A 24,330-nucleotide genomic window follows, 5' to 3' on the forward strand; every position below is an offset into this window, starting at 1 on the left:
CCCGCCGCCTGACGCTCCTCCGCGGGAGTGCGGGCTGCCGCGCAACGTCTGGCGGACTGGGCGCCCTGCCGCGGCAGGGTGGATCGTCCGTGAGACGTTGCGCGGCAGGAGCGGGCTGCGGCTAGCGGTGAGCGGCGACGAGACGGCAGAACACGCGGCCGTCGACACGCCAGACCTGGTCGAGCCGGAGCCCCGCGGCCTCGGCGTGACGCTCGAGGGCGGTCGCGCCGACCTCGGCCCAGGGGAACGTCGACGACGTCCGGCCGTCCTCGTCGACGATGCGCGCGGTGAACGCCTCGTCGGCCTCGTCGTCGGGCCGGGTCTCGACGAGCACGGCGCCGCGCGGCGACAGGAGCTCGGCGCAGCGCTCGAGGAGGGCACGGGGGTCGCCGCCGATCCCGATGTTGCCGTCGATCAGGAGCGCGGTCTTCCAGTGGCCCTCGCGGGGGAGGCGCTCGAAGACGCTCCGGGCCAGGACGGGGAGCCCCGCACGACGGGCGACGTTGACCGCCGCACGGGAGACGTCGACGCCGAGGCTCACGAAGCCGAGGTCGATCGAGGCGGCGACCATGCGTCCGGGGCCGCAGCCGATGTCGAGCACCGGCCCCGATTCGCCGGCCAGGATCGCGCGATCGACGTCGTCCGCCTCGGCCATCCAGCGGCCGAGGTCGTACCCGCTCCGGGGGCGTCCCTGGTCGCGGACGAGCGTCAGGCGACCCTCGCGACGGAGAGCGTGCGCGTAGGGCTCGGAACCGCCCGACCCGAAGGTCGCGGTCTGGGGGCGGGAGGCGAGATCGGTCACGTGTGATGGTTCGGAGCCGAGGGGGTCGCGGTTGCCCTCGAGCGGCAGGAAGACGGGCGACGAAGGGGGCACCACCCGAGGGTACGAACGATTCGCCCCGCGTGGTCGGCTGACACAGTGCTCATCCGGCACATCTCGCGCATTCCGGCCTTTTCGCGGGTCTGCCGGCTCACGCCGAGGCAGGCGCGGGCGCGGGCGCCGACGCGGGCGGCCGCAGCACCTCGAAGTCGGCCAGCGTCCGGGCGAAGCGGGAGTCGGGCGCGATCCTGGCCACGGTCCGGGCGTCCTCGATCGTGTCGACGTCGGTCAGCTCGGGCAGGAAGTCGACCTCGATGCCTGCTCTCGCCAGCCGGTTGAGCTGGTGGTTGCCGGTGTCGGCCTGCGACATCGGGACTCCGCGGACGAGGTCGCCGCTCGGGTTCCGGAGCGCGAGCGCCCAGTAGCCGCCGTCGTCGGCCGGCCCGAACCACGCGTCGACGCCCGAGGGCCACTCGTCGAACACGGGCGCCAGGATGTCGGCGGTCAGCTGCGGCGTGTCCATCCCGACGAGCACGAGCGGCTCGTCGACGAGGTCGAAGACGGCGCCGAGACGCTCGTCGAGACCTCCCTCGACCTGGTGCACGACCTCGAAGCCCTCGGCGTCGGCGGGCGGGGTGGTTCCGTCGAAGAGCAGGATCCTCCGGCTCGCCGGCAGCGGACGCACGGCCTCGAGAGTGTCGGAGAGGCTGGCGGAGGCGACGAGTGCCGCCTGCTCCAGGGTCAGGGGCGGGTGCAGCCTCGTCTTGACCTTCCCGGGCAGGCACTCCTTGGCGATCACCACGAGCGTCGTCATCGGGTCACCGCCTCGTCGCTCGCGGAGGAGTCGGGCGAGCCTGGCACGGTGGGCACGGTGGACGTGTCTCTGCCGGTCGGCGACGCCGCACGGAGGAGCGCCGACATGTCCTGGATCGCGCGGATCGTCCCTCGCAGCGTCCCGGTCACCTTGCTCTTGCCGATCCGCGGCGTGTACGGGGTGTCGAGCTCGCGGATGCGGAAGCCGCTCTCCGACCCGCGGAGGACCATCTCGAGGGGGTAGCCGCTCCGCCGATCCTGCAGGTCGAGCGCGAGGAGGTCGGCGCGGCGGGCTGCGCGCATCGGGCCGAGGTCGTGGAGGCGGACTCCGGAGGCGCGGCGCATGAGCCGGGCGAGGACGAGGTTGGCGATGCGCGCGTGGATCGGCCAGGCGCCGCGGACCGTGGGGCGGCGTCGGCCGAGGGTGAGCTCGACCTCGCCGGCGGCGACGGGTGCGACGAGGAGGGGCAGATCCTGCGGGTCCATCGAGGCGTCGGCGTCGCAGAACGCGACGATGTCGGCGGTGGCCGCCAGGAGGCCGGCGTGGGCCGCGGCACCGAACCCGCGGCGCGACTCGCTGACGACGGTCGCGCCGAGACCGCGGGCGACCTCCGCCGACCGGTCGGTCGAGCCGTTGTCGACGACGATGGCGCGGTAGCCCTCGGGCAGGCGGCCGAGGATCCAGGGGAGCGCCTGCTCTTCATCGAGGCAGGGCAGGATCACGTCGACGACGGTGGTGCTCATGGTGACTCCGGTTCTCGGGCGACCCCAGACGGTGCCCTGCCAGGTGTTCGGAGCCGAGGCGCCGGGGGTGAGTTTAGGACGGTCGTCACACGCTCGCTCGCAGCGGCGCCGATGCGAACTCCAGCATGCCCTCGTCGAACGACACCGAGGGGCTCCAGCCGAGCTCGCGCTGGAGGCGCTCCGAGGAGGCCGTGATGTGCCGGACGTCGCCCGCCCGGTATTCGCCGGTGACGACCGGCTCGAGGCCCCCGGCGTGACGGCTGAGAGCCGATGCCATCTCGCCGATCGTGTGGACGTGGCCGGAGCCGACGTTGAACGCGCGGAAGCTGTCGGCGGGCTGCCCGGCCGTCCAGTCGAGGGCCGCGATGTTCGCCGAGGCGACGTCGCGGACGTGCACGAAGTCGCGCCGCTGGGCGCCGTCCTCGAAGACGCGGGGGGCCTCGCCGCGCTCGATCGCCGAGCGGAAGAGCGACGCGACGCCGGCGTAGGGCGTGTTCTGCGGCATGCCGGGGCCGTAGACGTTGTGGTAGCGGAGAGCCGCAGCCCGGCCGCCGGTGCTCCTCGCCCAGCTGGTGGCCAGGTGCTCCTGCGTGAGCTTCGTGATCGCGTAGACGTTGCGGGGGTCGAGCGGCGCGTCCTCGGAGATCAGCCCGGGCTCGAGCAGCTCTCCGGAGTCGTCGCGGGGGTCGAAGACGCCGGCGTCGAGGTCGGCGATGCGGCGCGGGGCGGGCCGGACGACTCCCGCGCTGCCCCGGTAGGCGCCCTCGCCGTAGACCACCATCGACGAGGCCACGACCAGCCGGTCGATGCCTCTCCGATCGAGTGCGGCCAGCAGCACGGCCGTGCCGTACTCGTTCGTCGAGACGTAGTCGGGGGCGTCCTGGAAGTCGACGCCGAGCCCCACCTTCGCCGCCTGGTGGCAGACCGCGGTGACGCCCTCGAGGGCGCGGTCGACCGTCGCAGGATCGCGCACGTCGCCCACCCGCAGGTCGACCCGCGGATCGAGGGTCGGCGGACCGCCGTGCACGTCTGGCCGCAGGTCGTCGAGGACCCTCACCGTCCAGCCGCGCTCGAGAGCCGCGGTGACGACTGCCCCGCCGATGAATCCGGCGCCGCCCGTCACGAGGAGGGTGCCGAGCGGCGCCTCGTCGCTGACGGGGTCGCCGCTCGCAGTGCGCTCGCTCACGCCGGCGGCCTCGGTGCCGAGCTGACCGGGCGGGCGAGCACCTCCGCGACAGCCGCCGCGGGGATCAGCTCGCGCGGCGCGAAGTCGCGGGGGATCGCCTGGACGATCCGCTCGATGGCCCGGACGATGACCGGCTGCGCCTCGGCGAGCCGCCGCATCACGAGCTCGTGGCTGACGATCTCGCTGTCGTCGTCGTCCTCCGCGGGCGAGAGCCCGGCGTCGCTGTCGGTGACGAACGACAGGTTGACGGTGCCGATGTTGAGCTCGGCGGCGAGCGGCACCTCGGGCACCATCGTCATGTTGACCGTGTGGGCGCCGGCCTGCTGCCACCAGAGCGACTCGGCGCGGGTCGAGAAGCGCGGGCCCTGGATCACGACGCAGGTGCCGGACGGCGCGAACGAGCCGAGCTCGGACGCCAGCGCGTCGATCGCGAGGCCGCGGAGAGCAGGATCGAACGGGTCGGCCGCGGCCAGGTGCTGCACCGAGCCCTGGTCGAAGAACGTGTCGGGGCGGCCCCAGGTGCGGTCGATGAACTGGTCGGTGACGACGAGGGTCCCCGGCGGGTAGTCGGGGTGGACCCCGCCGACGGCGGACGACGACACGATGGCCTTGGCCCCCAGCGAGGCGAGTGCCCAGATGTTCGCGCGGAACCCGATCTGGTGCGGCGGCACCGAGTGCCCCTTGCCGTGCCGGGTCAGGAAGGCGACGCGCTTGCCGCCGAGCTCGCCGACCGTGACCGGGCTCGAGGTCGGGCCGTAGGGGGTGTCGACCTCGAACGAGTCGGCCGTGCCCTCGGCGAAGAGGGAGTAGAGGCCGGAGCCGCCGATGACCGCCACGTCGACGGTGGGGAGCGGGCCTGTGGAGGAGTCCCGAGGGTCCGTTGTCATGGGTGCGACACTACTGGGAGACGTCCCGCTCAGGGTGAGAGGCAGGCGCGAGTGCGCACCATCGAAGAACACCGCAAGACGATCGCCGAGCTGGTCGCGGGCGCCCTCGCGACGCGACGGGTCGTCGTCCGCCGCGTGTCCGAGGGAGTGTCGGGCGAGGTCCTCGCCGACGATGTCGTCGCACCCCTCGACCTGCCCCCGTTCGCCAACTCCCAGATGGACGGGTACGCGGTGGTCGCGTCCGATCTCGAGGGCGGGGCAGCACGCCTGGCGGTGGGGCGCAGGATCCCGGCCGGCCACGTCCCGGCCCCTCTGACCCCCGGCACAGCGGCCCCCATCATGACCGGCGCGGCCCTGCCCGACGGCGCCGACGCGGTCGTCCAGATCGAGCGGGCCGACCCGCCCCGCTTCCAGGACGAGGGCGGGGCCTCCACGGTCTCGCTGCCGGGGCCGGTCCCCGTCGGGCAGTTCGTGCGGGCGGTCGGCAGCGACGTCCGGCGGGGCGACACCCTGCTCCGGGCCGGCACGGTCCTCCGCGGGCCGCACTACGGCATCCTGGCGTCCTCCGGCGTCGAGAGCGTGCGGGTGCTCGACGCCCCCGTGGTGCTGCTCGTGTCGACCGGCTCCGAGCTCGCGGCAGAGCCCGGCCCGCTCGGCGGCGCCGCGATCCACGACGCCAACGGGGCCTCGCTCCGGGTCGCCCTCGAGGAGGCCGACGCCCGCGTGATCGTCCGGCGGGTGGCCGACGACGGCGACGCCCTCCTGCGCCTGGCGAGGCTCGGCGTCGAGGCCGACTCCGCCGACCTCGTCGTCACCACCGGCGGCGTCAGCGAGGGCGCCTACGAGGTGGTGCGCGAGACGTTCGCGCCGCGGGGCGTCGAGTTCGGCTCCGTCGCGATGCAGCCCGGCGGCCCGCAGGGCTGGGGCGTGCTCGATCTCGGCGGCCGCAGCGTGCCCGTGGTCGCCTTCCCGGGCAACCCGGTGAGCGCGCTCATCTCGTTCGAGATGTTCCTCCGGGAGCCTCTGCAGCGGGCGGCGGGGCGACCGGTGCAGGATCGCGACCGGGTCGCGATCCTGAGCGAGGGCGCCGACTCGCCGCCCGGCAAGCACCAGATCCGGCGCGGGCGCCTCGATCCGGCAGGCCGGGTCGTGTTCGTCGGAGGCCCCGGCTCGCACCTGCTGCACTCCTACGCCCTGGCGACCCACCTCGTGCACCTGCCGGTCGGCATCTCGCGGGTCGAGGCGGGCGACGAGGTCGTAGTGTGGCCCCTCGATGACTGATTCAGACTCCGCCGAGGCCCCGGGCGTCCTGTCGCACGTCCGCGACGACGGCAGCGCGCACATGGTCGACGTGACCTCGAAGGCCGAGACGAAGCGGGTGGCGCTCGCGCAGGCCGTCGTGCGCACGCGGGCCGACGTGATCCTGCAGGTCTCCGACGGGTCTCTGCCGAAGGGCGAGGCCCTCGGCACGGCCAGGATCGCCGGGATCATGGCCGCCAAGCAGACCTCGACGCTCATCCCGCTCTGCCATCCGCTGCCGATCGGCTCGGTCACGGTCGACTTCGAGGTCGGGCACGATGCGGTGCGGGTGCTGGCGTCCGTGTCGACGCGCGGGGTGACCGGCGTCGAGATGGAGGCGCTGACGGCGGCGTCCGTGGCCGCGCTCACGCTCTTCGACATGATCAAGGCCGTCGACAAGCTGGCCGTCATCGACGACATCAAGGTGCTCGAGAAGTCCGGCGGCAAGTCCGGAGACTGGTCGCGATGAGCGATCTCGACTCGGTCGGCGACCCGTCAGGCGCCCGGCCTCCTGCCCCGGGACGCACGGCCCTCGTCGTCGTGGCCTCGACCAGGGCCTCGCGAGGCGACGCCGTCGACACCACCGGCCCCGTCATCACGGCGTGGCTGGCCGAGCGCGGCTTCACGGTCGACGAGCCCGTCGTCGTCGCCGACGGCGAACCGGTCGGCCAGGCGCTCATCGCCGGGATCACCCAGCCCGTCGACATCGTCGTGACCACCGGCGGCACCGGGGTGACCCCGACCGACGCGACCCCCGAGATGACCCTGCCGCTCATCGACCGGCGGCTCCTCGGCATCGAGGAGGAGCTCCGCCGCCGCGGCTCCCTCCACACGCCGACCGCCCTGCTCTCGCGCGGCGTCGTCGGCGTGGCCCGCCGCACCCTCGTGGTGAACCTCCCCGGTTCCCCCGGCGGAGTCCGAGACGGCCTCGAGCTGCTCGACGAGCTGCTCGACCACCTGCTCGACCAGCTGCGCGGGGGCGGGCATGCGTGATCCTGCGCCCCTCACCGCCTCGTCGGCCGACGACCGCGTGCTGCTCGCCCGAGTGACCCTCGACGAGCTGTCGGTCTCGGCCTGCTCGACCCTCGTCCACCGCGCCACGGCCGGAGCCGTCGTCACCTTCGAGGGCGTCGTCCGCGACCACGACGACGGCCGCGGTGTCAGCGCCCTCGAGTACGAGGCGCACCCGTCGGCGACCGAGGTCATCCGCGCCGTCGCCGTCGACGTGGCGTCGCGGCACCCCGAGGTCGCGATCGCCGTCGAGCACCGGACGGGCCCGCTCACCATCGGCGACGTCGCGCTCGCCGCCGCCGTCTCGAGCGCCCACCGGGCCGCCGCGTTCGCCGCCTGCGCCGAGCTCATCGACGAGATCAAGGCGCGCGTGCCCATCTGGAAGAAGCAGGACTTCACCGACGGCTCGAGCGAGTGGGTGGCGTCGCTCGGCTGACGCCCGGGCGGCGAGCACAGCCGCAGCCCCGTAGCCTTGACGCGTGGCACATCTCCTCGGCGCAGAAGCGCTTCACCTCGAATTCCCGACCCGAGTCATCTTCGAGGGCGTGACCCTCGGCATCGACGAGGGCTCGCGCATCGGCGTGGTCGGTCGGAACGGCGACGGCAAGTCGACCCTGATGTCGCTCCTCGCGGGCAGGATCGAGCCCGACTCCGGCCGGGTGACGAGACGGCGCGGCATCACCATGGGCGTCCTCGACCAGCGCGACATCCTGCCCCTCGACGCCATCGTCAGCGACGTCATCGTCGGCGGGCGCGACGAGCACGAGTGGGCCGGCGACGCGCGCATCCGCGACGTCATCTCGGGCCTCGCCACCGACATCCCCTGGGACTCCACGATCGGCGACCTCTCCGGCGGTCAGCGCCGCCGCGTCGCGCTCGCCGCACTGCTCGTGGGGGAGTGGGACGTCCTGTTCCTCGACGAGCCCACCAACCACCTCGACGTCGAGGGCGTCGCCTGGCTCGCGCAGCACCTCAAGCGCCGCTGGTCGCCGAACCAGGGGGCCCTCGTGGTCGTGACACACGACCGGTGGTTCCTCGACGAGGTCTCGACCGACACCTGGGAGGTCCACGACGGCATCGTCGAGCCCTTCGAGGGCGGCTACGCCGCGTACGTCCTGCAGCGTGTCGAGCGCGACCGCTCGGCCAGCGTCTCCGAGGCCAAGCGGCAGAACCTCATGAAGAAGGAGCTCGCCTGGCTCCGCCGCGGCGCCCCGGCCCGCACCGCGAAGCCGAAGTTCCGCATCGAGGCGGCCGAGACCCTCATCGCCGACGAGCCGCCGGTGCGCGACAAGGTGTCGCTGTCGCAGATGGCCACGTCGCGCCTCGGCAAGCAGGTCGTCGACATCATCGACGTCTCGGTCGACTACGGCGAGCGCAGGGTGCTGAAAGACATCGAGTGGCGGATCGCGCCGGGCGAGCGCACCGGCGTCCTGGGCGTCAACGGCGCCGGCAAGTCGACCCTGCTGAAGCTCGTGACGGGCGCAGTGCAGCCGACCACCGGCAGGGTCACCCGCGGCAAGACCGTCAAGTTCGCGGTGCTCGACCAGCAGCTCGCCGACCTGCACGAGTTCGCGAACGAGCGCGTCAACACCGTCGTCTCGCGCTACCGGTCGTCTTACGTCTCCGGCGGCAAGGAGCTCACGCCCGGCCAGCTCCTCGAGCGCCTCGGATTCACGACGCCGCAGCTCCAGACGGCCGTCAAAGACCTGAGCGGCGGTCAGAAGCGCCGCCTGCAGCTGCTGCTGATCCTGCTCGACGAGCCGAACGTGCTGATCCTCGACGAGCCCACCAACGACCTCGACACCGACATGCTCGCGGCGATGGAAGACCTCCTCGACACCTGGCCCGGCACCCTGCTCGTCGTCTCGCACGACCGGTACCTCCTCGAGCGCGTGACCGACATGCAGTACGCCGTCCTCGACGGGCATATGCGGCACCTGCCCGGCGGCGTCGACCAGTACCTCGCCCTCCGCCGCGAGGCGACCGACGGCGCCGGCGAGGCCACCGACCGTCCGACCGCGACCCAGGGCGCCTCGGCCACGGTCGTCGCGGCGGCCAAGGCGTCGGGACTCTCGGGCGCCGAGAAGCGCAACGCCGAGAAGGAGCTCGCCTCCCTCGACCGCCGCATGCAGAAGGCCGCCGCCGAGCGCGCCGCCCTGCTCGCGACGTTCGCGGCGCACGACCAAGACGACTACGCCGGCCTCGGCGAGCTCCAGAAGAAGGTCGCCGCGGTCGAGAAGAAGAGCGAGGAGCTCGAGGCGGCCTGGCTCGTCGTCAGCGAGAAGCTCGAGGGCTGACGGGCGTGACCGCGCAGGATCCCGCCCCGGTCTTCACGACCGAGGCGAGCTCGCGCGTCCTGCTCGTCTCCGCCGTGGTCCTCGGCGCAGCCTCTGCGGCGGTGCTCGTCTTCTGGCTGGTGGCGCGCCCCGGAGTCGACTTCCTCGTCCTCCTGCTCGGCCTGGTGTTCGCGCTCCTGTCCTGCCTGGCGCCCGCCCGGGTCCGAGTCACGGCCGGACCGGCCGGGCTGGTCGTCGAGTCGGTGCCCCTCGGCTTCGCGCTGGCGCAGTACGGCCTCGACGAGATCGCCGACGCGCGGGTCGAGCCGGTGTCGCTTCGGAGCTGGGTCGGCTGGGGCTTTCGCTTCACGGCGGGCGGGAGCGGCGTGATCCTGCGCGGCGGCCCGGCGCTGGTGCTCGAGCTGATCTCGGGCAAGACGTTCACGGTGACGCTGCCCGGCGCGGACGCCGAGGCTGCGCTCACCGCGCTCGAGGATGCTGCTGACGCGGCTCGCCCGTAGGTCCGCCGGGCCCTAGTCGCCGAGCGTGAGCGACAGCGAGCGCAGCAGCGCGGTGAGATGCTCGCGGTCGGGGCCGGACAGGTCGCCCAGCAGGGTCGCCTCGGCGCCGACGAGGTTCGCGATCGCGATGTCCACCGCGCTGACACCTCTCGCCGTCATGGTGACCAGGATGCCCCGGCCGTCGCTCGGATCGGTCCGCCGCTCGACGAGGCCCCGGGTCACCAGGCGGTCGATGCGGTTGGTCATGGTCCCGCTCGAGACGAGCGTCTGCGTCAGGAGGGCCTTCGGGGACAGCTGGTACGGCGATCCTGCGCGGCGCAGCGCCGACAGGACGTCGAACTCCCACGACTCCAGGTCGCTCGCGGTGAACGCGGCCTTCCGGGCCCGGTCGAGGTGCTTCGAGAGCCGGCCGACGCGCGACAGGACGTGGAGCGGCGTGAAGTCGAGGTCGGGGCGCTCGCGGTTCCAGGCGTCGACGATGCGGTCGACTTCGTCCTGCGCGACGGGCGTGCCCTGCGCATCCTGCTCCGGCATCCGTCCATTATGTCGGCGTGCCTCCCGGTCCTGTCGGACGGGTCGCTCGGGGACCCCGCGCAGCCCGCCCGGGAACGGCCGCTCCTGCGCCATCTGGCAGACTGGTCGGGCGTGAAAGCGCGGTCCGCCTTGGTGTAATGGCAGCACGACAGCCTTTGGAGCTGTTAGGTCTAGGTTCGAATCCTGGAGGCGGAGCTACGATGTGCGGGCCTCGCCGCAGAACCGAAACACCACGGCCACGCCACCAGAGGCCAACACGACGACCGGACTACCTCCGGAACTCGCCCAGGGAGGCGAAGACGCCCTTCAGCTGCGGGTAGAGCAAGCGGTAGACGGCGAAGAGTCGGGAGTACGTCGCCGAGCTGTCGGCCTGGGGGCGGAACGTGGCGGTGGTCCGGGTCATCCGCGCAGCAGTCGCTGCGAGATCCGCCCGGCCGTGGAGTCCGACGGCGAAGGCCGCCAGCACTGCGGCGCCGAGGGCCGCCGTCTCGTCTTCGGACGACACCTCGATGTCGCGCTCGAGCACGTCGGCCAGGATCTGGAGGAAGACGGCCGACCGCGCCGCGCCGCCCATCACGATGAGCCTTCCAGGGTCCGTGCCGGTGTCCGCGAGGATCAACTCGAGGAGGAGCCGGACCTCCAGGGCGAGCCCCTCGAACGTCGCGCGCACCAGATCAGCAGTCGTGTGGTACTCGCCTAGACCGACGAAGGCGCCTCGGGCATCGGCGTCCCAGTAGGGGGTCTCGGCGCTCGTCAGGTACGGCAGGAAGAGGAGGCCCCTGGATCCTGGCGTCGACGATCCGGCCAGAGCGGAGAGCGCTGCATTCCCGTCGGGAGTGTCGGCGAGCTTGGCGATCGCGCCCCGGACCCATTCGAGCGACAGGGCTCCGGAGGCCAGGAGACCCTCCAGTGTGTAGCTCCCCGCGAGAGGCGAGGCCAGAGTCCGGTAGCTCATGGAGGTGCGGAACTCCGTGCTGTGGAGGCCCAGCGTGATGGACGTGCCCAGGCTGAGATAGGCGCGGTCGTCGTCGAGGACGGCTGCACCGAGTCCGGCGGCCTGCCCGTCGCCGGCTCCCGCCACGACAGGGGTTCCCTCCGGAAGACCCGTCGACGCCGAGGCGCCGGCATCCACAGTCGCCATGACCTGCCCGGGCGGCACCAGGCGGGGATAGGACTCCGCGGGCAGGCCGATGAGGCCGAGGAGCTCCGGAGACCAGTCGAAAGCCGCCATGTCGAGGATCGACAGCGGGTCGGCGCTCGCGGTCGAGGTGACGTGCTCGCCGGTGAGCCGGTAGGCCAGATACCCTCCGACGTCGAGGACCATGGCGGTCCTCTCCAGCGTGAGCGGCTCGTTCTCGCGCAACCAGATGAGCTTGTACAGGCTCGGGGTGGTGCTCGGGGGCTTTCCGGAGGTGGCGTGGACCGCGGCGTCGCCGAATCTCTCGATCTGGGTTCCCGCCCGGGTGTCGAGCCACAGGATCGCGGGACGGACCTGCTGGCCGTCCTCGTCGAGGCACACGAACGTCTCGCGTTGATGCGTGATGCAGACGGCTTCCGGCATCCCGGCGCCGGCCGACTCCAGCTGCCCGATGACGTCGCGGATCGCGGCCACGAGACCCTGCCACCAGTCCTCAGCCGACTGTTCCGCCCAGCCGGGGTGAGGCGACTGCCGCTGCAGGGAGCTCCGACCGGTCGCGACGGGGACTCCGTCGGCGTCGAAGGCGATCGCCTTGATCGCGGTCGTGGAGGCGTCGATGCCCAGGACGGTCCTCGTCATCGCGACGATCCCGACGCCTGAAGGGGCGGGAGCGCAGCCGTCGTCAGGACGAGGAGCGGATCGTCGCAGCCCTCGACGATCCGCCGGATGGCGTGAAGGAGCGGAAGACGGGATGCAGCGTCGTCGAACAGCTGCGAGGCCAGCGCGACGGCGAGGCCGGATGCGGGGACACCCTCGACGGTCTGGTGCGCGTCGATCATCTTCTGGAGGGCCTCGGCCGGAGCCTCGCCCGATCCGAGCCGCTCCCCGAAGACCTTGTTCCTGCCCGAGAGGCCGGTCACCTCGAGATCGCCGACCCCCGAGAGACCCCACGCGGTTCGGGCCGAGCCGCCGAGGGCTTCGGTCATGTCGGCGATCTCGTCGACGGCCTTCGAGAAGACGGCCGATCGGAGGTCGTGCCAGGGCTGACCGGTCCGGGTGGTGAGACCGTCGGCGAAGCCCAGAGCGATGGCGTACACGTTCTTCAGGGGTGCCGCGACCTCCACTCCCCGGTCGTCGTCGGTCACGTGGATCCGGTAGCCGTCGGTCTCCACGGCCCCGGCGATGCTCCGCGCGACGTCGATGTCGGAGCAGCCGAACACCGCAGCGGTGGGTCGAGAGGCCGCGACCTCGTTCGCTTTGCACGGACCGCCGATAGCGACGATGGGAGGCGGCACGGCAGCACTGTCCGAGAAGATCCTCTCGATCGACTCGGGCAGGAGCCTCACCGTTCCCTCGGCGTCGCGGAGGAAGCCCTTCGTCGTCAGGGCCAGGGCCTGCGCCCGGCCCATCAACGGCGCGGCGCGCTCGACGATGCTCCTCACCCCGTCCGAAGACACCGCCACGACCACGACGTCGGCGTCCGCGAGGGCGGACTCCAAGTCGGGATCGTGAACCAGCTCGGTTCCGTCGGCGAGATGCTCGCCCGTCCGCGGGTGCGGCAGGCCGCCCTCCAGGGCGGTCAGGATGTCCTCGTCCAGGGGAGTGCCCCAGAGCCTCACGGTGTGCCCGCGGGCGCGGAGGGGCGTGCAGAGGGCCGAGCCCATCGCACCTGCGCCCAGCACGGTCACGGTCATCGGATTCGGAAGCGTCATCGCTTCACCTACTCACTCGGTTCGGGCCGCGAAGAGGTCTTGAGACCAATTAGTTCGGCCGGACAACAAATATGAAAGTAGCACGGCGGGGTCCCCGGATGCCTCGAAATTCTGCCCGTGAAGCCTGCGGTTTCGGCGCCGCGTCGTGATCCTGCCTCGGACACGCCCGCCCCGCCCCGCCGCGCCCCTACCTGCTCTCCACCCGCCCCACACCCGCCCCGCCCTCGCGGAACGCCTCCCGAGCCGCGGCCCAGCTCCCCTCGTCGACGCGCAGCGCCGTCCGCAGGTACGCGGTGCTCAGCCGCTGCAGGACGGCGACGCGCTCGGGGTCCTCGTCGGTCGTCTCCGAGACCTCGTAGCCGACGATGCCGCCGAGGGAGAGCTCGGCTCCGGCGAGGGTGACGAGGTCGGTGGCGCCGGGGCTCTGCCTGTACGCATCGGTGAACCAGTCCGGCCCGCGGCTCGACATCCTGGACTGGTCGTGGTCCCCGGCGACGACCAGGGTCGGCGTCGTGAGCTCCTGGAACGAGGGCCGCATGAACGGGAAGTTCTCGCGGGCGAACGGGGCCAGATCGTCCCCGGCGAGGCCGGTCGCGGCGAAGAGGAGACCCGCGCCGACGCGGTCGTCCGACAGGTCGTCGCCGACGAGGCGGCCCTCGTCGTCGACGATGCGGGCACCGAGCAGAGCCTGCGCGGTCTGGCCACCCCAGGAGTGGCCGGCCGCGGCGACGCGGCTCCGGTCGATCCGGCCGGCGAGGCCGGGCACCGACTCCTCGACCGTGTCGAGCTGGTCCAGGATGCGACGCAGGTCGGTGATCCGCTCCGTCCAGATCGTCGGGAACACGGGGTGATCGAACCCGAACCCGTTCCGACGGGAGTCGAGATGGGTCGGCTGCACCACGACGAAGCCCCGCGAGGCCCAGAAGGCGGCCAGCGGTGCGTAGCCGTCGAGGTTCCACCCGTTGCCGTGGGAGAACAGGATCACGGGAAGGTCGACCCCGACGGACGGCGCGGAGATGCGCACCTCGAGCGGGACGGGCCGATCCTGCGCCTGGAGGACGATCGGGGCGACCGAGACGACCGGGCTGCCGGGGCCGACGATGTCGTCGAGTCGGGAGATGAGGGAGGAGGGCATGCTGGTCCTTTCAGAACGACGCGCGCTCTGCGATGATGAGATATCGGAGCGTCGCTCCGCAACGTTACGGAACAGTGTTCCGTTAAGCAAGAGAACGGAGGAGTCGGTGTCTGAAGAGCGCCCCGACTCAACGGCGAGGCCCGTCGGCCGACCGCGCCGCAGCCCGCAGGAGCTGCTCGACGCGGCGGCAGCCGTCTTCGTCGAGTCGGGGGTCGACGCGCCCGTCCGAGACATCGCGAGCCGCGCGGGTGTCGGCGTCGGCACGGTCTACCGCCACTTCCCGACGCGGTCGGCGCTCGTCGTCGCGGTCTACCGGCACCAGGTCGAGGCGCTCGCCGAGGCGGGCCCGCGGCTCCTCGTCGACAGCGGCACCGCCGAGTCGGCTCTCCGATCCTGGATCGCGGTCTTCGTCGACTTCCTGGTCACGAAGCACGGTCTCGCCGACGCGCTCAACGGCGACGATGCAGGATCCGACTCCCTCCACACCTTCTTCGTCGACCGCCTGGTGCCCGTCTGCCAGACGCTCCTCGACGCCGCGCTCGCCGAGCAGGCACCTCGGTCGGGCGGCGCCGTCCCGGCCGGCACGGTCCTCGACGGCTACAGCCTCCTCAAGGGCGTCGGCAACCTCTGCATCGGCGCAGCCGCCGACCCCCGCTACGACGGCGACCGGCTCGTGCAGGCGCTCGTGTCGGGTGCGCTCGCGACCCCGCCGGCACCGTCGAGCCGGTAGGCCGGCGGCCCGTCTCCCGCCGCCGCCCCGACCTCCCGCGATCGCCGCCGACCTGGCGCTACGCTCGATGACTGCGGCGACCGTCCCGACGGAGCGCCGCCGGAAGGGCGGCCGGCCCGGCGACATGCCCGACGTGCCGCAGTCAGACCACCGCGAGGAGAACCACCGTGCCCGAACTTGCCGTCATCGTCCTCGCAGCGGGCCAGGGCACCAGGATGAAGTCGTCCACCCCGAAGGTCCTGCACCGGCTGGCGGGCCTCCCGCTGATCCACCACGTCCTCGAGTCGGCGCGGGCCCTCGATCCTGCCCACCTGCAGGTCGTCGTGCGGCACGAGCGCGACACCGTGACCGCGAGCGTCCTCGAGGTCGCACCGCAGGCGGTCATCGTCGACCAGGACGACCTGCCCGGCACCGGCCGTGCCGTCGAGCAGGCGGTGGACGCGCTGCCCGGCGACTTCGACGGTGACGTGGTCGTCGTCAGCGCCGACGTGCCGTTCGTCGATCACAACACGCTCCTGAGGCTCCTGGAGGAGCACCGGTCGGCTGGCGCCGAGGCGACCCTGCTGAGCGCCGTGGTCCCCGAGCCGAAGGGCTACGGCCGGATCATCCGCCGCGCCGACGACTCCGTCGACCGCATCGTCGAGCAGAAGGACGCCACCCCCGACGAGCTCCTCGTAGCCGAGATCAACTCGGGCACCTACGTCTTCACCGTGGCCTCGCTCCGCAAGCACCTCCCGTTCGTCACCCCGGCCAACGCGCAGAACGAGAAGTACCTCACCGACGTGGTCGGCCTCGCCACGATCAACGGCGGCCGCGTCGCCGCCCTGCCGATCGACGAGGCCTGGCGGGTCGAGGGCATCAACGACCGGGTCCAGCTCGCCGCGGCCGCCCGCCGCATGAACGACAGGATCGTGCAGCACTGGCAGCTCGAGGGCGTCACCGTCGTCGATCCCCAGACCACCTGGATCGACCGCGACGTGAGCCTGGCGCGCGACGTCGAGATCCTGCCCGGCACGCAGCTCAAGGGCGCGACCGTCATCGAGGAGGGCGCCGTCGTGGGGCCCGACACCACCCTCGTCGACACCGAGGTCGGCCGGAACGCCGTCGTCAAGCGCACCGACGCGACGCTCGCCGTGATCGGGGAGGGCGCGAGCGTCGGGCCGTTCGCCTACCTCCGCCCCGGCACGGATCTCGGCAAGGACGGCAAGATCGGCACCTACGTCGAGACGAAGAACGCGGTCATCGGCGAGGGCAGCAAGGTGCCGCACCTCAGCTACGTCGGCGACACCGAGGTCGGCGTCGGCTCGAACGTCGGAGCGGGCACCATCACGGCGAACTACGACGGCGTGAACAAGCACCGCACCGTCGTCGGCTCCCACGTCCGCACCGGGTCGCACAACGTGTTCGTCGCGCCCGTTAGGATTGGTGACGGAGCGTACACAGGTGCAGGAACAGTCGTCCGCAAAGACGTGCCGGCCGGATCCCTCGCCATCAACGTCGCTCCGCAGCGCACGATGACCGGATGGGTCGAGGCCAAGCGTCCGGGCACCGAGGCAGCGCGGGCTGCGGCAGCCGCCCAGGCGTCTGAAGCGCAGAGCACCAGCAACGACGACTAGGCCGCACGTCTCTCGAGACGCGGGGCCAGGCCTCCGGGCCAGAGAGCGAGTGACGTGTCGGGAATCAAGATCACCGGCGAGAACCGACTCGTGCTGGTGACAGGCCGGGCCCATCCCGCCCTCGCGAACGAGATCGCGCGAGAGCTGGGCACCGAGCTCACCCACACCGACGCCCGCACCTTCGCGTCCAGCGAGATCTACGCGCGCTACGACGACAGCGTGCGCGGCTCCGACGCCTTCGTCATCCAGTCGCACACGCGGCCGATCAACGAGTGGCTCATGGAGCAGCTCATCATGGTCGACGCCCTCAAGCGCGCCTCGGCCAAGCGCATCACCGTCGTCGCCCCCTACTTCCCGTACGCCCGCCAAGACAAGAAGGGCCGCGGCCGCGAGCCGATCTCCGCCCGCCTCGTCGCCGACCTGTTCAAGGCCGCGGGCGCCCACCGCATCATGAGCGTCGACCTGCACGCCCCGCAGATCCAGGGCTTCTTCGACGGCCCCGTCGACCACCTGTTCGCGATGCCGGTGCTGCTCAAGCACTTCCAGGAGAAGCTCGACCCGAAGACGCTCACCGTCGTGTCGCCCGACATGGGCCGCGTGAAGGTCGCCGACATCTGGAGCGAGAAGCTCGGCGCACCGCTCGCGATCATCCACAAGCGCCGCGACCCGCGCGTCATGAACGAGGTCTCCGTGCACGAGATCGTCGGCCAGGTCGAGGGTCGCGTCTGCCTGCTGGTCGACGACCTGATCGACACGGGCCGCACCATCGTCAAGGCCGCCGAGGCGCTCAAGAAGGCGGGCGCTCTCGGAGTCGTCGTCGCGGCGACGCACGCGGTGTTCTCCGATCCTGCGCCCGAGATCCTGTCGAACGAGTTCATCGACTCGGTGGTCGTCACCGACACGCTCCCGCTCACCGACCACCAGCGCTTCGAGAGCCTGACCGTGCTGCCGATCGCTCCGCTGATCGCGCGCGCGATCCACGAGGTGTTCGACAACGGGTCGGTCACGAGCATGTTCGACGGCGCCGCCTGACCCCGTGAAGCGTCTCGTCTTCGAGAACGCCTTCATCGCGACCGTAGACGAAGCAGGCACCGAGCACGACTCCGGTCACCTCGTCGTCGACGGGTCGCGCATCGTCGCGGTCGGCGCGGGTCCGGCGCCCGACCGGCTGACAGGCGGGGCCGAGGCCGCAGGATCCCGCCCCGACTCCGTCGAGTTGATCGACGCCCGCGGCCACCTGCTCACCCCGGGGCTCGTCAACACGCACCACCACCTCTACCAGTGGCTGACGCGCGGGATCGCCCAGGACGCGATCCTGTTCGACTGGCTCACCGCCCTGTACCCGACCTGGTCGAGGATCACCGAGCCGCTCGTCGAGGCCGGCGCCGCGGCGGCCCTCGCCGTGCTCGCCCGCTCCGGCTGCAGCCTGGTCGCCGACCACCACTACGTGTTCCCCGAGGGTTCGGGCGACCTCCTCGGCGGGATCGTCCGCGCGGCCGACACGGTCGGCGTCCGGCTCCACGCCACGCGCGGATCGATGGACCTCGGCGCCTCGCAGGGCGGCCTCCCGCCCGACTTCGCGGTCGAGACGACGGCAGCGGCGCTCGAGGCGTCGGGGGAGGCCGTGGCGAGGTTCCACGATCCTGCGCGCGATGCCCGCGTGCAGATCGCGCTGGCCCCGTGCTCGCCGTTCTCGGTGACGTCCGACCTGCTCCGCGAGTCGGCGGTGCTCGGCCGCCAGCTGGGCGTCCGCCTGCACACGCACGGCTCCGAGACCGTCGAAGAGGACGCCTTCTGCCGCGAGCGCTTCGGCCGGACGCCGACGGACTACCTCGACGACCTCGGTTGGCTGGGCGATGACGTCTGGATGGCTCACAGCGTGCACCTCGACGCTCCCGCCATCGCGCGGTTCGCCGCCACCGGCACGGGCACGGCGCACTGCCCGTCGTCGAACGCGCGGCTCGCGGCGGGCATCGCGCCGATCGCTGCCCTCCTCGCGGCGGGGGCACCGGTGGGCCTCGGCGTCGACGGGGCGGCCTCCAACGAGTCCGGGCAGCTCGGCACGGAGATCCGGCAGGCGGTCCTGATGAACCGGCTCCGCTCGGGAGCGGACGGCTTCTCGGTGCGAGACGGGCTCAGGATCGCGACGCTCGGCGGGGCGCGCGTGCTCGGCCGCGACCGCGACCTCGGGTCGCTCGAGGTCGGGAAGCTGGCCGACCTGGCCCTCTGGCGCATCGACGGCGTGGAGTTCGCGGGGATCGCCGATCCTGTCGCGACCCTCGGTCTCGCGTCCCTGCCGCCGGTCGCCCGGCTCTACGTCGGCGGCGAGCTCGTGGTCGACGACGGCCGCCTGACCCGCACCGACGAGCAGCACCTCGCCGACGCTGCTGCCGGCGCCTCCCGACTCCTGCGCTCCCTCTGACTCGTCGCCGAAAGGCCAAAATCCGCCCTCTTCCGACGCGGGAGGGGCGGATTTCGGCCTTTCGGCGGCGCTCAGTGCGTCGAGGGCTCCGTCTCGATCTCCGAGCGGTCGTCGCTCCACAAGGTGTGGAACACCTTGTCGCTGTCGATCCTCTTGTAGGTGTGCGCTCCGAAGAAGTCGCGCTGGCCCTGGATCAGCGACGCGGGCAGGCGCTCCGCGGCGAGGCTGTCGTAGTACGACAGCGCCGACGCGAATCCGGGCACCGGGATGCCCGAGAGCGAGGCCTTCGCGACGATGCGGCGCCAGGCGTCCTCCCCGTCGGCGATGGCCTTGGCGAAGTACTCGTCCTCCAGCAGCGTCGCGATCGACGCGTCGTTCTCGTACGCGTCGACGATCCTGTTCAGGAACTGCGCCCGGATGATGCAGCCGCCCCGCCAGATCTTGGCGACCGCGCCCTTGTCGATCGACCAGTCGTACTCCTTCGCCCCGGCGATGATGGCGTCGAAGCCCTGGGCGTAGGCGATGATCTTCGAGGCGTAGAGCGCCTTCTGCACGTCGTCCTCGAAGCCCTCGCCCGCCTCCTGCACGGTGGGACGGTTCTTCAGCGTCTTCTTGACCGCGGCGCGCTGGTCGGGCTTCGACGACACGGCGCGCGCGAACACCGCCTCGGCGATGCCTCCGACCGGGACGCCGAGCCCGACCGAGTTCTGCACGGTCCAGACGCCGGTGCCCTTGGAGCCGGCCTCGTCGACGATGACGTCGACCAGGGGCTTGCCGGTCTTGGCGTCTTTCTGCTTGAGCACCTCGGCGGTGATCTCGATCAGGTACGACTCGAGCTCGCCCTTGTTCCACTCGCCGAAGACCTCGGCGATGGCGTCGGGGTCGTGGCCGCCGATGTGGCGGAGCAGGTCGTACGACTCGGCGATGAGCTGCATGTCGGCGTACTCGATGCCGTTGTGGATCATCTTGACGAAGTGACCTGCGCCGTCGGTGCCGATGTGGGTCACGCACGGCTCGCCCTCCGCGACGGCGGCGATCGAGCGCAGGATCGGGCCCAGCGTCTCCCAGGCCTCCGCGCTCCCGCCCGGCATGATCGACGGCCCCTTGAGCGCGCCCTCCTCGCCGCCGGAGATGCCGGTGCCGACGAAGTTGAGGTTCCGCTCGCGGAGCTCGTGCTCGCGCCGGATCGTGTCGTGGAAGTTGGCGTTGCCGCCGTCGACGATGATGTCGCCCTCCTCGAACAGGTCGGCGAGCTGTCCGATGACCGCGTCGGTGCCCTTCCCGGCCTGCACCATGATGATCGCGGTGCGGGGCTTCGACAGCGACGCGACGAAGTCCTCGATCGACTTCGACGCGATGAAGCCGGCGTCGCCGTGCTCCTTCATCAGCACGTCGGTGCGCTCGGGGGAGCGGTTGTAGACGGCGACGGTGTTGCCCTCGCGGCTGGCGAGGTTGCGGGCGAGGTTCGAGCCCATGACGGCCAGCCCCACCACGCCGATGTTCGCCTTGCCGGATGTCTCGGTTGATTCCGCGTGATCGGCCACGCTGCCTCCTTCGATCGGTATCGCCAATCTAGCCACGGTTGCCTCGCCGCAGCCAGGACTGCTGAGACCGGGTTCGACGGGGGCACCCTCGTGCCGTAGACTCGGCGACTGAACTTCGGCGAGGGATGCACCAGCATCCGTTATCGACGCGGTGGGCGGACTCCAGGGCTCCGCGTCTCTCCTCGAGAGATGCTTCCCGGTCTTTCCTCACGCTGACAATGCGTTCGAGTTGAACCCCAGAACACCCCAGTCCCCAAGGAGAACACCATGTCTGACGACAACAAGCTGTCCGTCGAGCTGCGCACCAAGTTCGGCAAGGGCGCCGCGCGCAAGATCCGCGCCGCCTCGAAGATCCCCGCCGTCCTCTACGGTCACGGCACCGACCCGGTCCACGTCACGCTGCCCGGCCACGAGACGATGCTCATCACCCGTCGGTCGAACTCGATCCTCGAGCTCGACATCGAGGGCACGCACCAGCTCGCCCTGGTCAAGGACATCCAGCGCGACCCGGTGCGTCAGATCATCGAGCACATCGACCTCGTGATCGTCCGCGCCGGCGAGCGCGTCGAGGTCGAGGTCCCCGTCCACATCGAGGGCGAGTCCTACCCCGGCACCATCCACGTCGTCGAGACCAACACGCTGCTGCTCGAGGTGCTCGCGACGAACATCCCGCAGAACGTCGTCGTGTCGATCGAGGGCCTCGAGGACGGCGCGCAGATCCAGGCGCAGGAGATCACGCTGCCCGAGGGCGCCAAGCTGATCACCGACCCCGAGATCCTCGTGGTCAACGTCAGCCTGCCCCGTGCCGAGGTCGCCGAGGGCGACGAGGCCACCGAGGGCGAGTCGTCCGACGACTCGGCCGACGCCGACTCCGGCTCGGGCGAATAGTCGCTTCTCTCACACCCCCGACACGAAGGCTGACGTTCGCCGAGCATGGCTGAAGACGACAGATGGCTCGTGGTCGGGCTCGGGAATCCCGGGCCCGGCTACGCGTCCACCCGGCACAACGTCGGGCAGATGGTCCTCGCCCTGCTCGGCGACCGCATGCGGTCGGGCTTCAAGAACCACAAGACGCAGGCGACGGTCGCCGAGGGGCGGAGCTTCCCCGGCGGTCCTCGCCTCGTGCTGGCGAAGCCGCTGACGTTCATGAACGTCAGCGGCCCGCCGGTCGCGGCCCTCCTGCGCTACTACGACCTCGACGTGTCGCGGCTCATCGTCGTGCACGACGAGCTCGACATCCCGTTCGACACCCTGAAGCTGAAGCAGGGCGGCGGCCACGGCGGCCACAACGGCCTGCGCGACATCATCGCGGCCTGCGGCTCGAACGACTTCACCCGGGTGCGGGTCGGCATCGGCCGTCCCCCCGGGCGCCTCTCGGCGGCCGACTTCGTCCTTCAAGATTTCTCGGCGACGGAGCGCAAGACGCTCCCCAACCTCCTCGACGAGGCTGCCGACGCCGTCGAGCTGATCGCCGCCTCCGGCATCACCGCAGCCCAGCTGAAGTTCCACACCGCCGACTGATCCCCTGAGGGGGACACCGGGTGTCCCCGCACTGGGTGTGTCCGCCTTCTGGGGGACGATCTATCGTCGAACCCACGACGGGCCCCGCGGAGGGATCCTCAGACCTGCATCGCGAGACCACTCGCGCCGGCGGCCTGTCGAGCGGGGGTCCCGAGCCCTCGCGCATCGCGGGGGATCCCAGGACTCCGCGACGAGTGGCCCCGGCGCCGTCCCGACGGCGCGACTCGTCGCGCTCGCGCACGGATGCGCAGAAACGGACAGGCACCATGAACAAGCTCGTCACCGGCGCCATCGCAGGCGCCGCCGCCATCGCCCTGCTCCTCGGTGGAGCGGGCACCTTCGCCCTGTGGAACAGCAACGTCCAGGCCGACGCCTCGACGATCAGCTCCGGCACGCTCTCGCTGACCAGCGCGGGCGCCGGCACCTGGACCGACGTCACGAACGGCCGCGACCAGACCGTGTCGGCCGCCTCCATCCTGATGGTCCCGGGCGACACCTACCGCTTCACGCAGCCTCTGACGGTGACCGCGACGGGCACCGATCTGAAGGCCGAGCTGACCTACGATCCTGCGACCATCACGGGCGACGCCGGCCTCCTCTCGGCGGTCTCCAAGACCCTGACGGTCTCGTCGTCGAGCGCCTCGATCACGCCCTCGGACTCGAAGGCGAACACCTTCGTCGTCTCGCCGTCGGCGGCATCGTCGACCGTGTCGGTCGTCTTCACGGTCGCGCTCCCGCAGTCGGCGACGACGGGCCAGAACGGCTCGATCGACCTCTCCCGCCTGTCGTTCACGCTGACCCAGACGGCCATCGGGTCGTAGACGGCGACCGACGCAGGATCCGACGATGAGTCTCGCCCGCGGACGCCACGCGCGTCCGCTCCGCTCCGGCCTCCGCCGCCGCGCCCTCGCCGTCGCGGCGGTGGCGGCCCTGGTGCTGCTCACCGGTCTTCTCGGGACGCGCGGGACCCTGGCCCTCTGGAATGCGGACGCGGCCTCGATCGGCGGCGGGACGGTCCGGAGCGGGACGGCGTCGCTCTACGTCGGGGTCATGCCCGCGCTGCGGCTGACGCCGCTCGGGCCGGGCACCTCGACGGTCGGCGCGTTCAGCGTGACGAACCAGGGCTCCGTGCCGCTCAGCGTCCGCGTCGCGACGACCTCCACGAAGGTGTCGTACGTGTCGCCGACGCCCGACGCGACCGTGCTCGGCGCGACGACGCTGCACCTGGCTTCGGTCACGTCGGCGGCCGCCTGCACGCCCGGGCTCGGCGGCGCGAGCGGCCCGATCGCGACCTTCGACACCGGCAGCGGCTACTACACGCTCCCCGCAGGAGCGAAGGCCTACGCCTGCCTCGAGGTGACGCTCGCCGCAGACGCGCCGCAGTCGGTGTCGGGCGCGGTCGTCGACTTCACGGTCACGGTGAGCGGGACGCAGGTGCCGCGATGAGGCGCAGGATCGCGGACCGGTCGCGACCATTCGCCAGGCGGCCGCACCGGGTCGCCGGCCGAGCCCTCCGCGTCGGGATCGCGGCCGCCCTCGCGGCACTGCTCGTGACGGGGTCGGCCTCGGCGGCCTTCGCCCTCTGGTCGGCGTCGGCGTCGGGCGGGTCGAGCGTGATCCTGGGCAAGCTCGCCGGCTCGCTCAGCGGGACCGACGCGATGACCACGACGTTCTCCTCGTCGGTCACGAGCCTCACCGCACCCCTGACTCTGACCAACGCCGGCAGCATCGCCGGAACCTACTCGACGAGCGTCGCCGCCACTCAGGGGTCGGCCCTGGCGTCGAGCATCCGGGTCGACGCGTGGCAGGTCGCCGGGACCGCCGACTGCACCGGGTCCGCACCGGTCGGATCGCCGTCCGTCAGCGGGACCTGGGCCTCGCTGCCCTCCCTCTCGGGCAGTCTCGCCCCGAAGGCGTCGGCGGTCTGGTGCACGCGGAGCACGCCCGCAGCGGACGCACCGGCGTCGGCGACGACGAACCCGGTCGTCTCGCTGGTCATCTCCGCGGGATCGTGGACGTCGGCCGCCGTCACGGGCGGCTTCTACCTGAACACCTCGGCGGCCGCGCCCCCTGCGACCGCGCCCCCTGCGGCGTCGCCCGCCGTGGCCCGGGCGACCTGCACGCCGTACGACGGCGACTTCCACGTGACGATCGGCTTCGATCCGTCCGCGAGACCGTCCGACACCTACTACGGGCTGGTGGTCGCGGGCACCAGGATCAATGCCGCCGAGCAGGGCTATCACCCGTCGTTCGACCTCGCCGGCACCGACGTCTCGCCCCAGGTGGCGCCGGACGGCCCGGCCCGGATCGACGTGGACGTGCTCGACGCCGACGGGAGGCCGACGGGGGAGACCGTCGCGACCGGCACCGTCACGTTCGCCGAGTCGAACGCGGCGCGGACCGTGGTCTGCGGCGGGTGAC

General features: G+C 71.8%; 25 protein-coding genes and 1 tRNA gene. 16 read left to right on the forward strand and 10 right to left on the reverse strand.

What is annotated here, in order from left to right; translation table 11 throughout:
* Positions 1-121 precede the first annotated feature (121 nt).
* The 5 genes from ABD733_RS16340 to ABD733_RS16360 form a co-directional block, all read right to left on the reverse strand.
* Positions 122-874: a methyltransferase domain-containing protein gene (locus ABD733_RS16340; RefSeq protein WP_344798178.1), complete on the reverse strand. Its 753-nt coding sequence runs from the start codon at positions 872-874 to the stop codon at positions 122-124.
* Between the two features lie 97 nt (positions 875-971).
* Positions 972-1,634 carry a TIGR04282 family arsenosugar biosynthesis glycosyltransferase gene (locus ABD733_RS16345; protein ID WP_344798180.1) on the reverse strand — a complete coding sequence of 221 codons (663 nt, stop codon included), beginning with the start codon at positions 1,632-1,634 and terminating at the stop codon, positions 972-974.
* Positions 1,631-2,377 (reverse strand): glycosyltransferase family 2 protein, encoded by a 747-nt coding sequence (locus ABD733_RS16350; protein ID WP_344798182.1) that lies wholly within the window; start codon positions 2,375-2,377, stop codon positions 1,631-1,633. The genes ABD733_RS16345 and ABD733_RS16350 overlap by 4 nt, the downstream gene beginning before the upstream one ends.
* An 85-nt stretch (positions 2,378-2,462) precedes the next feature.
* On the reverse strand, positions 2,463-3,563 hold the full coding sequence (locus tag ABD733_RS16355; RefSeq protein WP_344798184.1) for an NAD-dependent epimerase/dehydratase family protein: 1,101 nt from the start codon (positions 3,561-3,563) through the stop codon (positions 2,463-2,465).
* Positions 3,560-4,450, reverse strand: coding sequence for an MTAP family purine nucleoside phosphorylase (locus ABD733_RS16360; protein WP_344798186.1), 891 nt, complete (start codon positions 4,448-4,450; stop codon positions 3,560-3,562). The genes ABD733_RS16355 and ABD733_RS16360 overlap by 4 nt, the downstream gene beginning before the upstream one ends.
* 51 nt (positions 4,451-4,501) lie before the next feature.
* Here ABD733_RS16360 and ABD733_RS16365 point away from each other — a divergent pair, with 51 nt between their 5' ends.
* Genes ABD733_RS16365 through ABD733_RS16390 form a run of 6 tightly spaced genes read left to right on the forward strand, consistent with a single transcriptional unit; the run spans position 4,502 to position 9,557 of the window.
* Positions 4,502-5,731, forward strand: coding sequence for a molybdopterin molybdotransferase MoeA (locus ABD733_RS16365; RefSeq protein ID WP_344798188.1), 1,230 nt, complete (start codon positions 4,502-4,504; stop codon positions 5,729-5,731).
* Entirely contained in the window at positions 5,724-6,218 is a 495-nt protein-coding gene (moaC, locus tag ABD733_RS16370) for a cyclic pyranopterin monophosphate synthase MoaC (RefSeq protein WP_344798190.1), read from the forward strand. The genes ABD733_RS16365 and moaC overlap by 8 nt, the downstream gene beginning before the upstream one ends.
* On the forward strand, positions 6,215-6,742 hold the full coding sequence (locus tag ABD733_RS16375; RefSeq protein WP_344798192.1) for a MogA/MoaB family molybdenum cofactor biosynthesis protein: 528 nt from the start codon (positions 6,215-6,217) through the stop codon (positions 6,740-6,742). The genes moaC and ABD733_RS16375 overlap by 4 nt, the downstream gene beginning before the upstream one ends.
* Positions 6,735-7,196 carry a molybdenum cofactor biosynthesis protein MoaE gene (locus tag ABD733_RS16380; RefSeq protein WP_344798194.1) on the forward strand — a complete coding sequence of 154 codons (462 nt, stop codon included), beginning with the start codon at positions 6,735-6,737 and terminating at the stop codon, positions 7,194-7,196. The genes ABD733_RS16375 and ABD733_RS16380 overlap by 8 nt, the downstream gene beginning before the upstream one ends.
* A gap of 43 nt (positions 7,197-7,239) precedes the next feature.
* A complete protein-coding gene (locus ABD733_RS16385; protein ID WP_344798196.1) occupies positions 7,240-9,057 on the forward strand; it encodes an ABC-F family ATP-binding cassette domain-containing protein in 1,818 nt (605 codons plus the stop codon).
* A 5-nt stretch (positions 9,058-9,062) separates the two neighbouring features.
* Complete coding sequence (locus ABD733_RS16390) at positions 9,063-9,557, forward strand: hypothetical protein (RefSeq protein ID WP_344798198.1); 495 nt, start codon at positions 9,063-9,065, stop codon at positions 9,555-9,557.
* 12 nt (positions 9,558-9,569) lie between these two features.
* On the opposite strand, the gene ABD733_RS16395 is transcribed toward ABD733_RS16390, so the two are convergent.
* A complete protein-coding gene (locus tag ABD733_RS16395) occupies positions 9,570-10,091 on the reverse strand; it encodes a MarR family winged helix-turn-helix transcriptional regulator (RefSeq protein WP_344798200.1) in 522 nt (173 codons plus the stop codon).
* Between the two features lie 123 nt (positions 10,092-10,214).
* Between ABD733_RS16395 and ABD733_RS16400 the strand changes: the two genes are divergently transcribed.
* Positions 10,215-10,286 (forward strand) — tRNA-Gln (locus ABD733_RS16400).
* Positions 10,287-10,359: 73 nt separating this feature from the next.
* Here ABD733_RS16400 and ABD733_RS16405 read toward each other — a convergent pair.
* The 3 genes from ABD733_RS16405 to ABD733_RS16415 form a co-directional block, all read right to left on the reverse strand.
* The gene (locus tag ABD733_RS16405) at positions 10,360-11,868 is read right to left on the reverse strand and encodes a xylulokinase (protein ID WP_344798202.1); all 1,509 of its coding nucleotides are present in this window, start codon (positions 11,866-11,868) and stop codon (positions 10,360-10,362) included.
* Positions 11,865-12,941 carry an NAD(P)H-dependent glycerol-3-phosphate dehydrogenase gene (locus ABD733_RS16410; protein ID WP_344798204.1) on the reverse strand — a complete coding sequence of 359 codons (1,077 nt, stop codon included), beginning with the start codon at positions 12,939-12,941 and terminating at the stop codon, positions 11,865-11,867. Before ABD733_RS16410 ends, ABD733_RS16405 begins: the two co-directional genes overlap by 4 nt.
* A gap of 187 nt (positions 12,942-13,128) precedes the next feature.
* On the reverse strand, positions 13,129-14,076 hold the full coding sequence (locus ABD733_RS16415) for an alpha/beta hydrolase family protein (protein WP_344798206.1): 948 nt from the start codon (positions 14,074-14,076) through the stop codon (positions 13,129-13,131).
* Positions 14,077-14,182: 106 nt separating this feature from the next.
* Between ABD733_RS16415 and ABD733_RS16420 the strand changes: the two genes are divergently transcribed.
* The 4 genes from ABD733_RS16420 to ABD733_RS16435 all read left to right on the forward strand — a co-directional run bounded on the left by ABD733_RS16420 (position 14,183) and on the right by ABD733_RS16435 (position 18,844).
* Positions 14,183-14,806 carry a TetR/AcrR family transcriptional regulator gene (locus ABD733_RS16420; protein ID WP_344798208.1) on the forward strand — a complete coding sequence of 208 codons (624 nt, stop codon included), beginning with the start codon at positions 14,183-14,185 and terminating at the stop codon, positions 14,804-14,806.
* A gap of 167 nt (positions 14,807-14,973) precedes the next feature.
* Positions 14,974-16,422, forward strand: coding sequence for a bifunctional UDP-N-acetylglucosamine diphosphorylase/glucosamine-1-phosphate N-acetyltransferase GlmU (gene glmU / locus ABD733_RS16425; RefSeq protein WP_344798210.1), 1,449 nt, complete (start codon positions 14,974-14,976; stop codon positions 16,420-16,422).
* Positions 16,423-16,476: 54 nt separating this feature from the next.
* Positions 16,477-17,454 (forward strand): ribose-phosphate diphosphokinase, encoded by a 978-nt coding sequence (locus tag ABD733_RS16430; protein WP_344798212.1) that lies wholly within the window; start codon positions 16,477-16,479, stop codon positions 17,452-17,454.
* Positions 17,455-17,458: 4 nt separating this feature from the next.
* Positions 17,459-18,844, forward strand: coding sequence for an 8-oxoguanine deaminase (locus tag ABD733_RS16435; RefSeq protein ID WP_344798214.1), 1,386 nt, complete (start codon positions 17,459-17,461; stop codon positions 18,842-18,844).
* A 71-nt stretch (positions 18,845-18,915) separates the two neighbouring features.
* On the opposite strand, the gene gndA is transcribed toward ABD733_RS16435, so the two are convergent.
* Positions 18,916-20,388 carry an NADP-dependent phosphogluconate dehydrogenase gene (gndA, locus tag ABD733_RS16440; protein WP_344798216.1) on the reverse strand — a complete coding sequence of 491 codons (1,473 nt, stop codon included), beginning with the start codon at positions 20,386-20,388 and terminating at the stop codon, positions 18,916-18,918.
* A 267-nt stretch (positions 20,389-20,655) separates the two neighbouring features.
* Here gndA and ABD733_RS16445 point away from each other — a divergent pair, with 267 nt between their 5' ends.
* From ABD733_RS16445 to ABD733_RS16465, 5 genes are all read left to right on the forward strand, one after another.
* A complete protein-coding gene (locus ABD733_RS16445; protein WP_344798218.1) occupies positions 20,656-21,276 on the forward strand; it encodes a 50S ribosomal protein L25/general stress protein Ctc in 621 nt (206 codons plus the stop codon).
* A 45-nt stretch (positions 21,277-21,321) separates the two neighbouring features.
* Entirely contained in the window at positions 21,322-21,909 is a 588-nt protein-coding gene (pth, locus tag ABD733_RS16450) for an aminoacyl-tRNA hydrolase (protein WP_344798220.1), read from the forward strand.
* A gap of 266 nt (positions 21,910-22,175) precedes the next feature.
* The gene (locus tag ABD733_RS16455; RefSeq protein WP_344798222.1) at positions 22,176-22,730 is read left to right on the forward strand and encodes an alternate-type signal peptide domain-containing protein; all 555 of its coding nucleotides are present in this window, start codon (positions 22,176-22,178) and stop codon (positions 22,728-22,730) included.
* Between the two features lie 25 nt (positions 22,731-22,755).
* The gene (locus ABD733_RS16460) at positions 22,756-23,355 is read left to right on the forward strand and encodes a hypothetical protein (RefSeq protein ID WP_344798224.1); all 600 of its coding nucleotides are present in this window, start codon (positions 22,756-22,758) and stop codon (positions 23,353-23,355) included.
* Positions 23,352-24,329 carry a hypothetical protein gene (locus ABD733_RS16465; RefSeq protein ID WP_344798226.1) on the forward strand — a complete coding sequence of 326 codons (978 nt, stop codon included), beginning with the start codon at positions 23,352-23,354 and terminating at the stop codon, positions 24,327-24,329. The genes ABD733_RS16460 and ABD733_RS16465 overlap by 4 nt, the downstream gene beginning before the upstream one ends.
* The last annotated feature ends 1 nt before the right edge of the window (position 24,330 follow it).

This window comes from Frondihabitans peucedani (assembly GCF_039537585.1).
Taxonomy (GTDB): domain Bacteria; phylum Actinomycetota; class Actinomycetes; order Actinomycetales; family Microbacteriaceae; genus Frondihabitans; species Frondihabitans peucedani.

Bases quoted from the DNA above. Each gene is read 5' to 3' on its own strand.
- ABD733_RS16345 (WP_344798180.1), bottom strand. From the start codon at position 1,634: ATGACGACGCTCGTGGTGATCGCCAAGGAGTGCCTGCCCGGGAAGGTC.
- ABD733_RS16350 (WP_344798182.1), bottom strand. From the start codon at position 2,377: ATGAGCACCACCGTCGTCGACGTGATCCTGCCCTGCCTCGATGAAGAG.
- ABD733_RS16360 (WP_344798186.1), bottom strand. From the start codon at position 4,450: ATGACAACGGACCCTCGGGACTCCTCCACAGGCCCGCTCCCCACCGTC.
- moaC (WP_344798190.1), top strand. From the start codon at position 5,724: ATGACTGATTCAGACTCCGCCGAGGCCCCGGGCGTCCTGTCGCACGTC.
- ABD733_RS16375 (WP_344798192.1), top strand. From the start codon at position 6,215: ATGAGCGATCTCGACTCGGTCGGCGACCCGTCAGGCGCCCGGCCTCCT.
- ABD733_RS16380 (WP_344798194.1), top strand. From the start codon at position 6,735: ATGCGTGATCCTGCGCCCCTCACCGCCTCGTCGGCCGACGACCGCGTG.
- ABD733_RS16395 (WP_344798200.1), bottom strand. From the start codon at position 10,091: ATGCCGGAGCAGGATGCGCAGGGCACGCCCGTCGCGCAGGACGAAGTC.
- ABD733_RS16405 (WP_344798202.1), bottom strand. From the start codon at position 11,868: ATGACGAGGACCGTCCTGGGCATCGACGCCTCCACGACCGCGATCAAG.
- ABD733_RS16410 (WP_344798204.1), bottom strand. From the start codon at position 12,941: ATGACGCTTCCGAATCCGATGACCGTGACCGTGCTGGGCGCAGGTGCG.
- ABD733_RS16415 (WP_344798206.1), bottom strand. From the start codon at position 14,076: ATGCCCTCCTCCCTCATCTCCCGACTCGACGACATCGTCGGCCCCGGC.
- ABD733_RS16445 (WP_344798218.1), top strand. From the start codon at position 20,656: ATGTCTGACGACAACAAGCTGTCCGTCGAGCTGCGCACCAAGTTCGGC.
- pth (WP_344798220.1), top strand. From the start codon at position 21,322: ATGGCTGAAGACGACAGATGGCTCGTGGTCGGGCTCGGGAATCCCGGG.
- ABD733_RS16455 (WP_344798222.1), top strand. From the start codon at position 22,176: ATGAACAAGCTCGTCACCGGCGCCATCGCAGGCGCCGCCGCCATCGCC.
- ABD733_RS16460 (WP_344798224.1), top strand. From the start codon at position 22,756: ATGAGTCTCGCCCGCGGACGCCACGCGCGTCCGCTCCGCTCCGGCCTC.
- ABD733_RS16465 (WP_344798226.1), top strand. From the start codon at position 23,352: ATGAGGCGCAGGATCGCGGACCGGTCGCGACCATTCGCCAGGCGGCCG.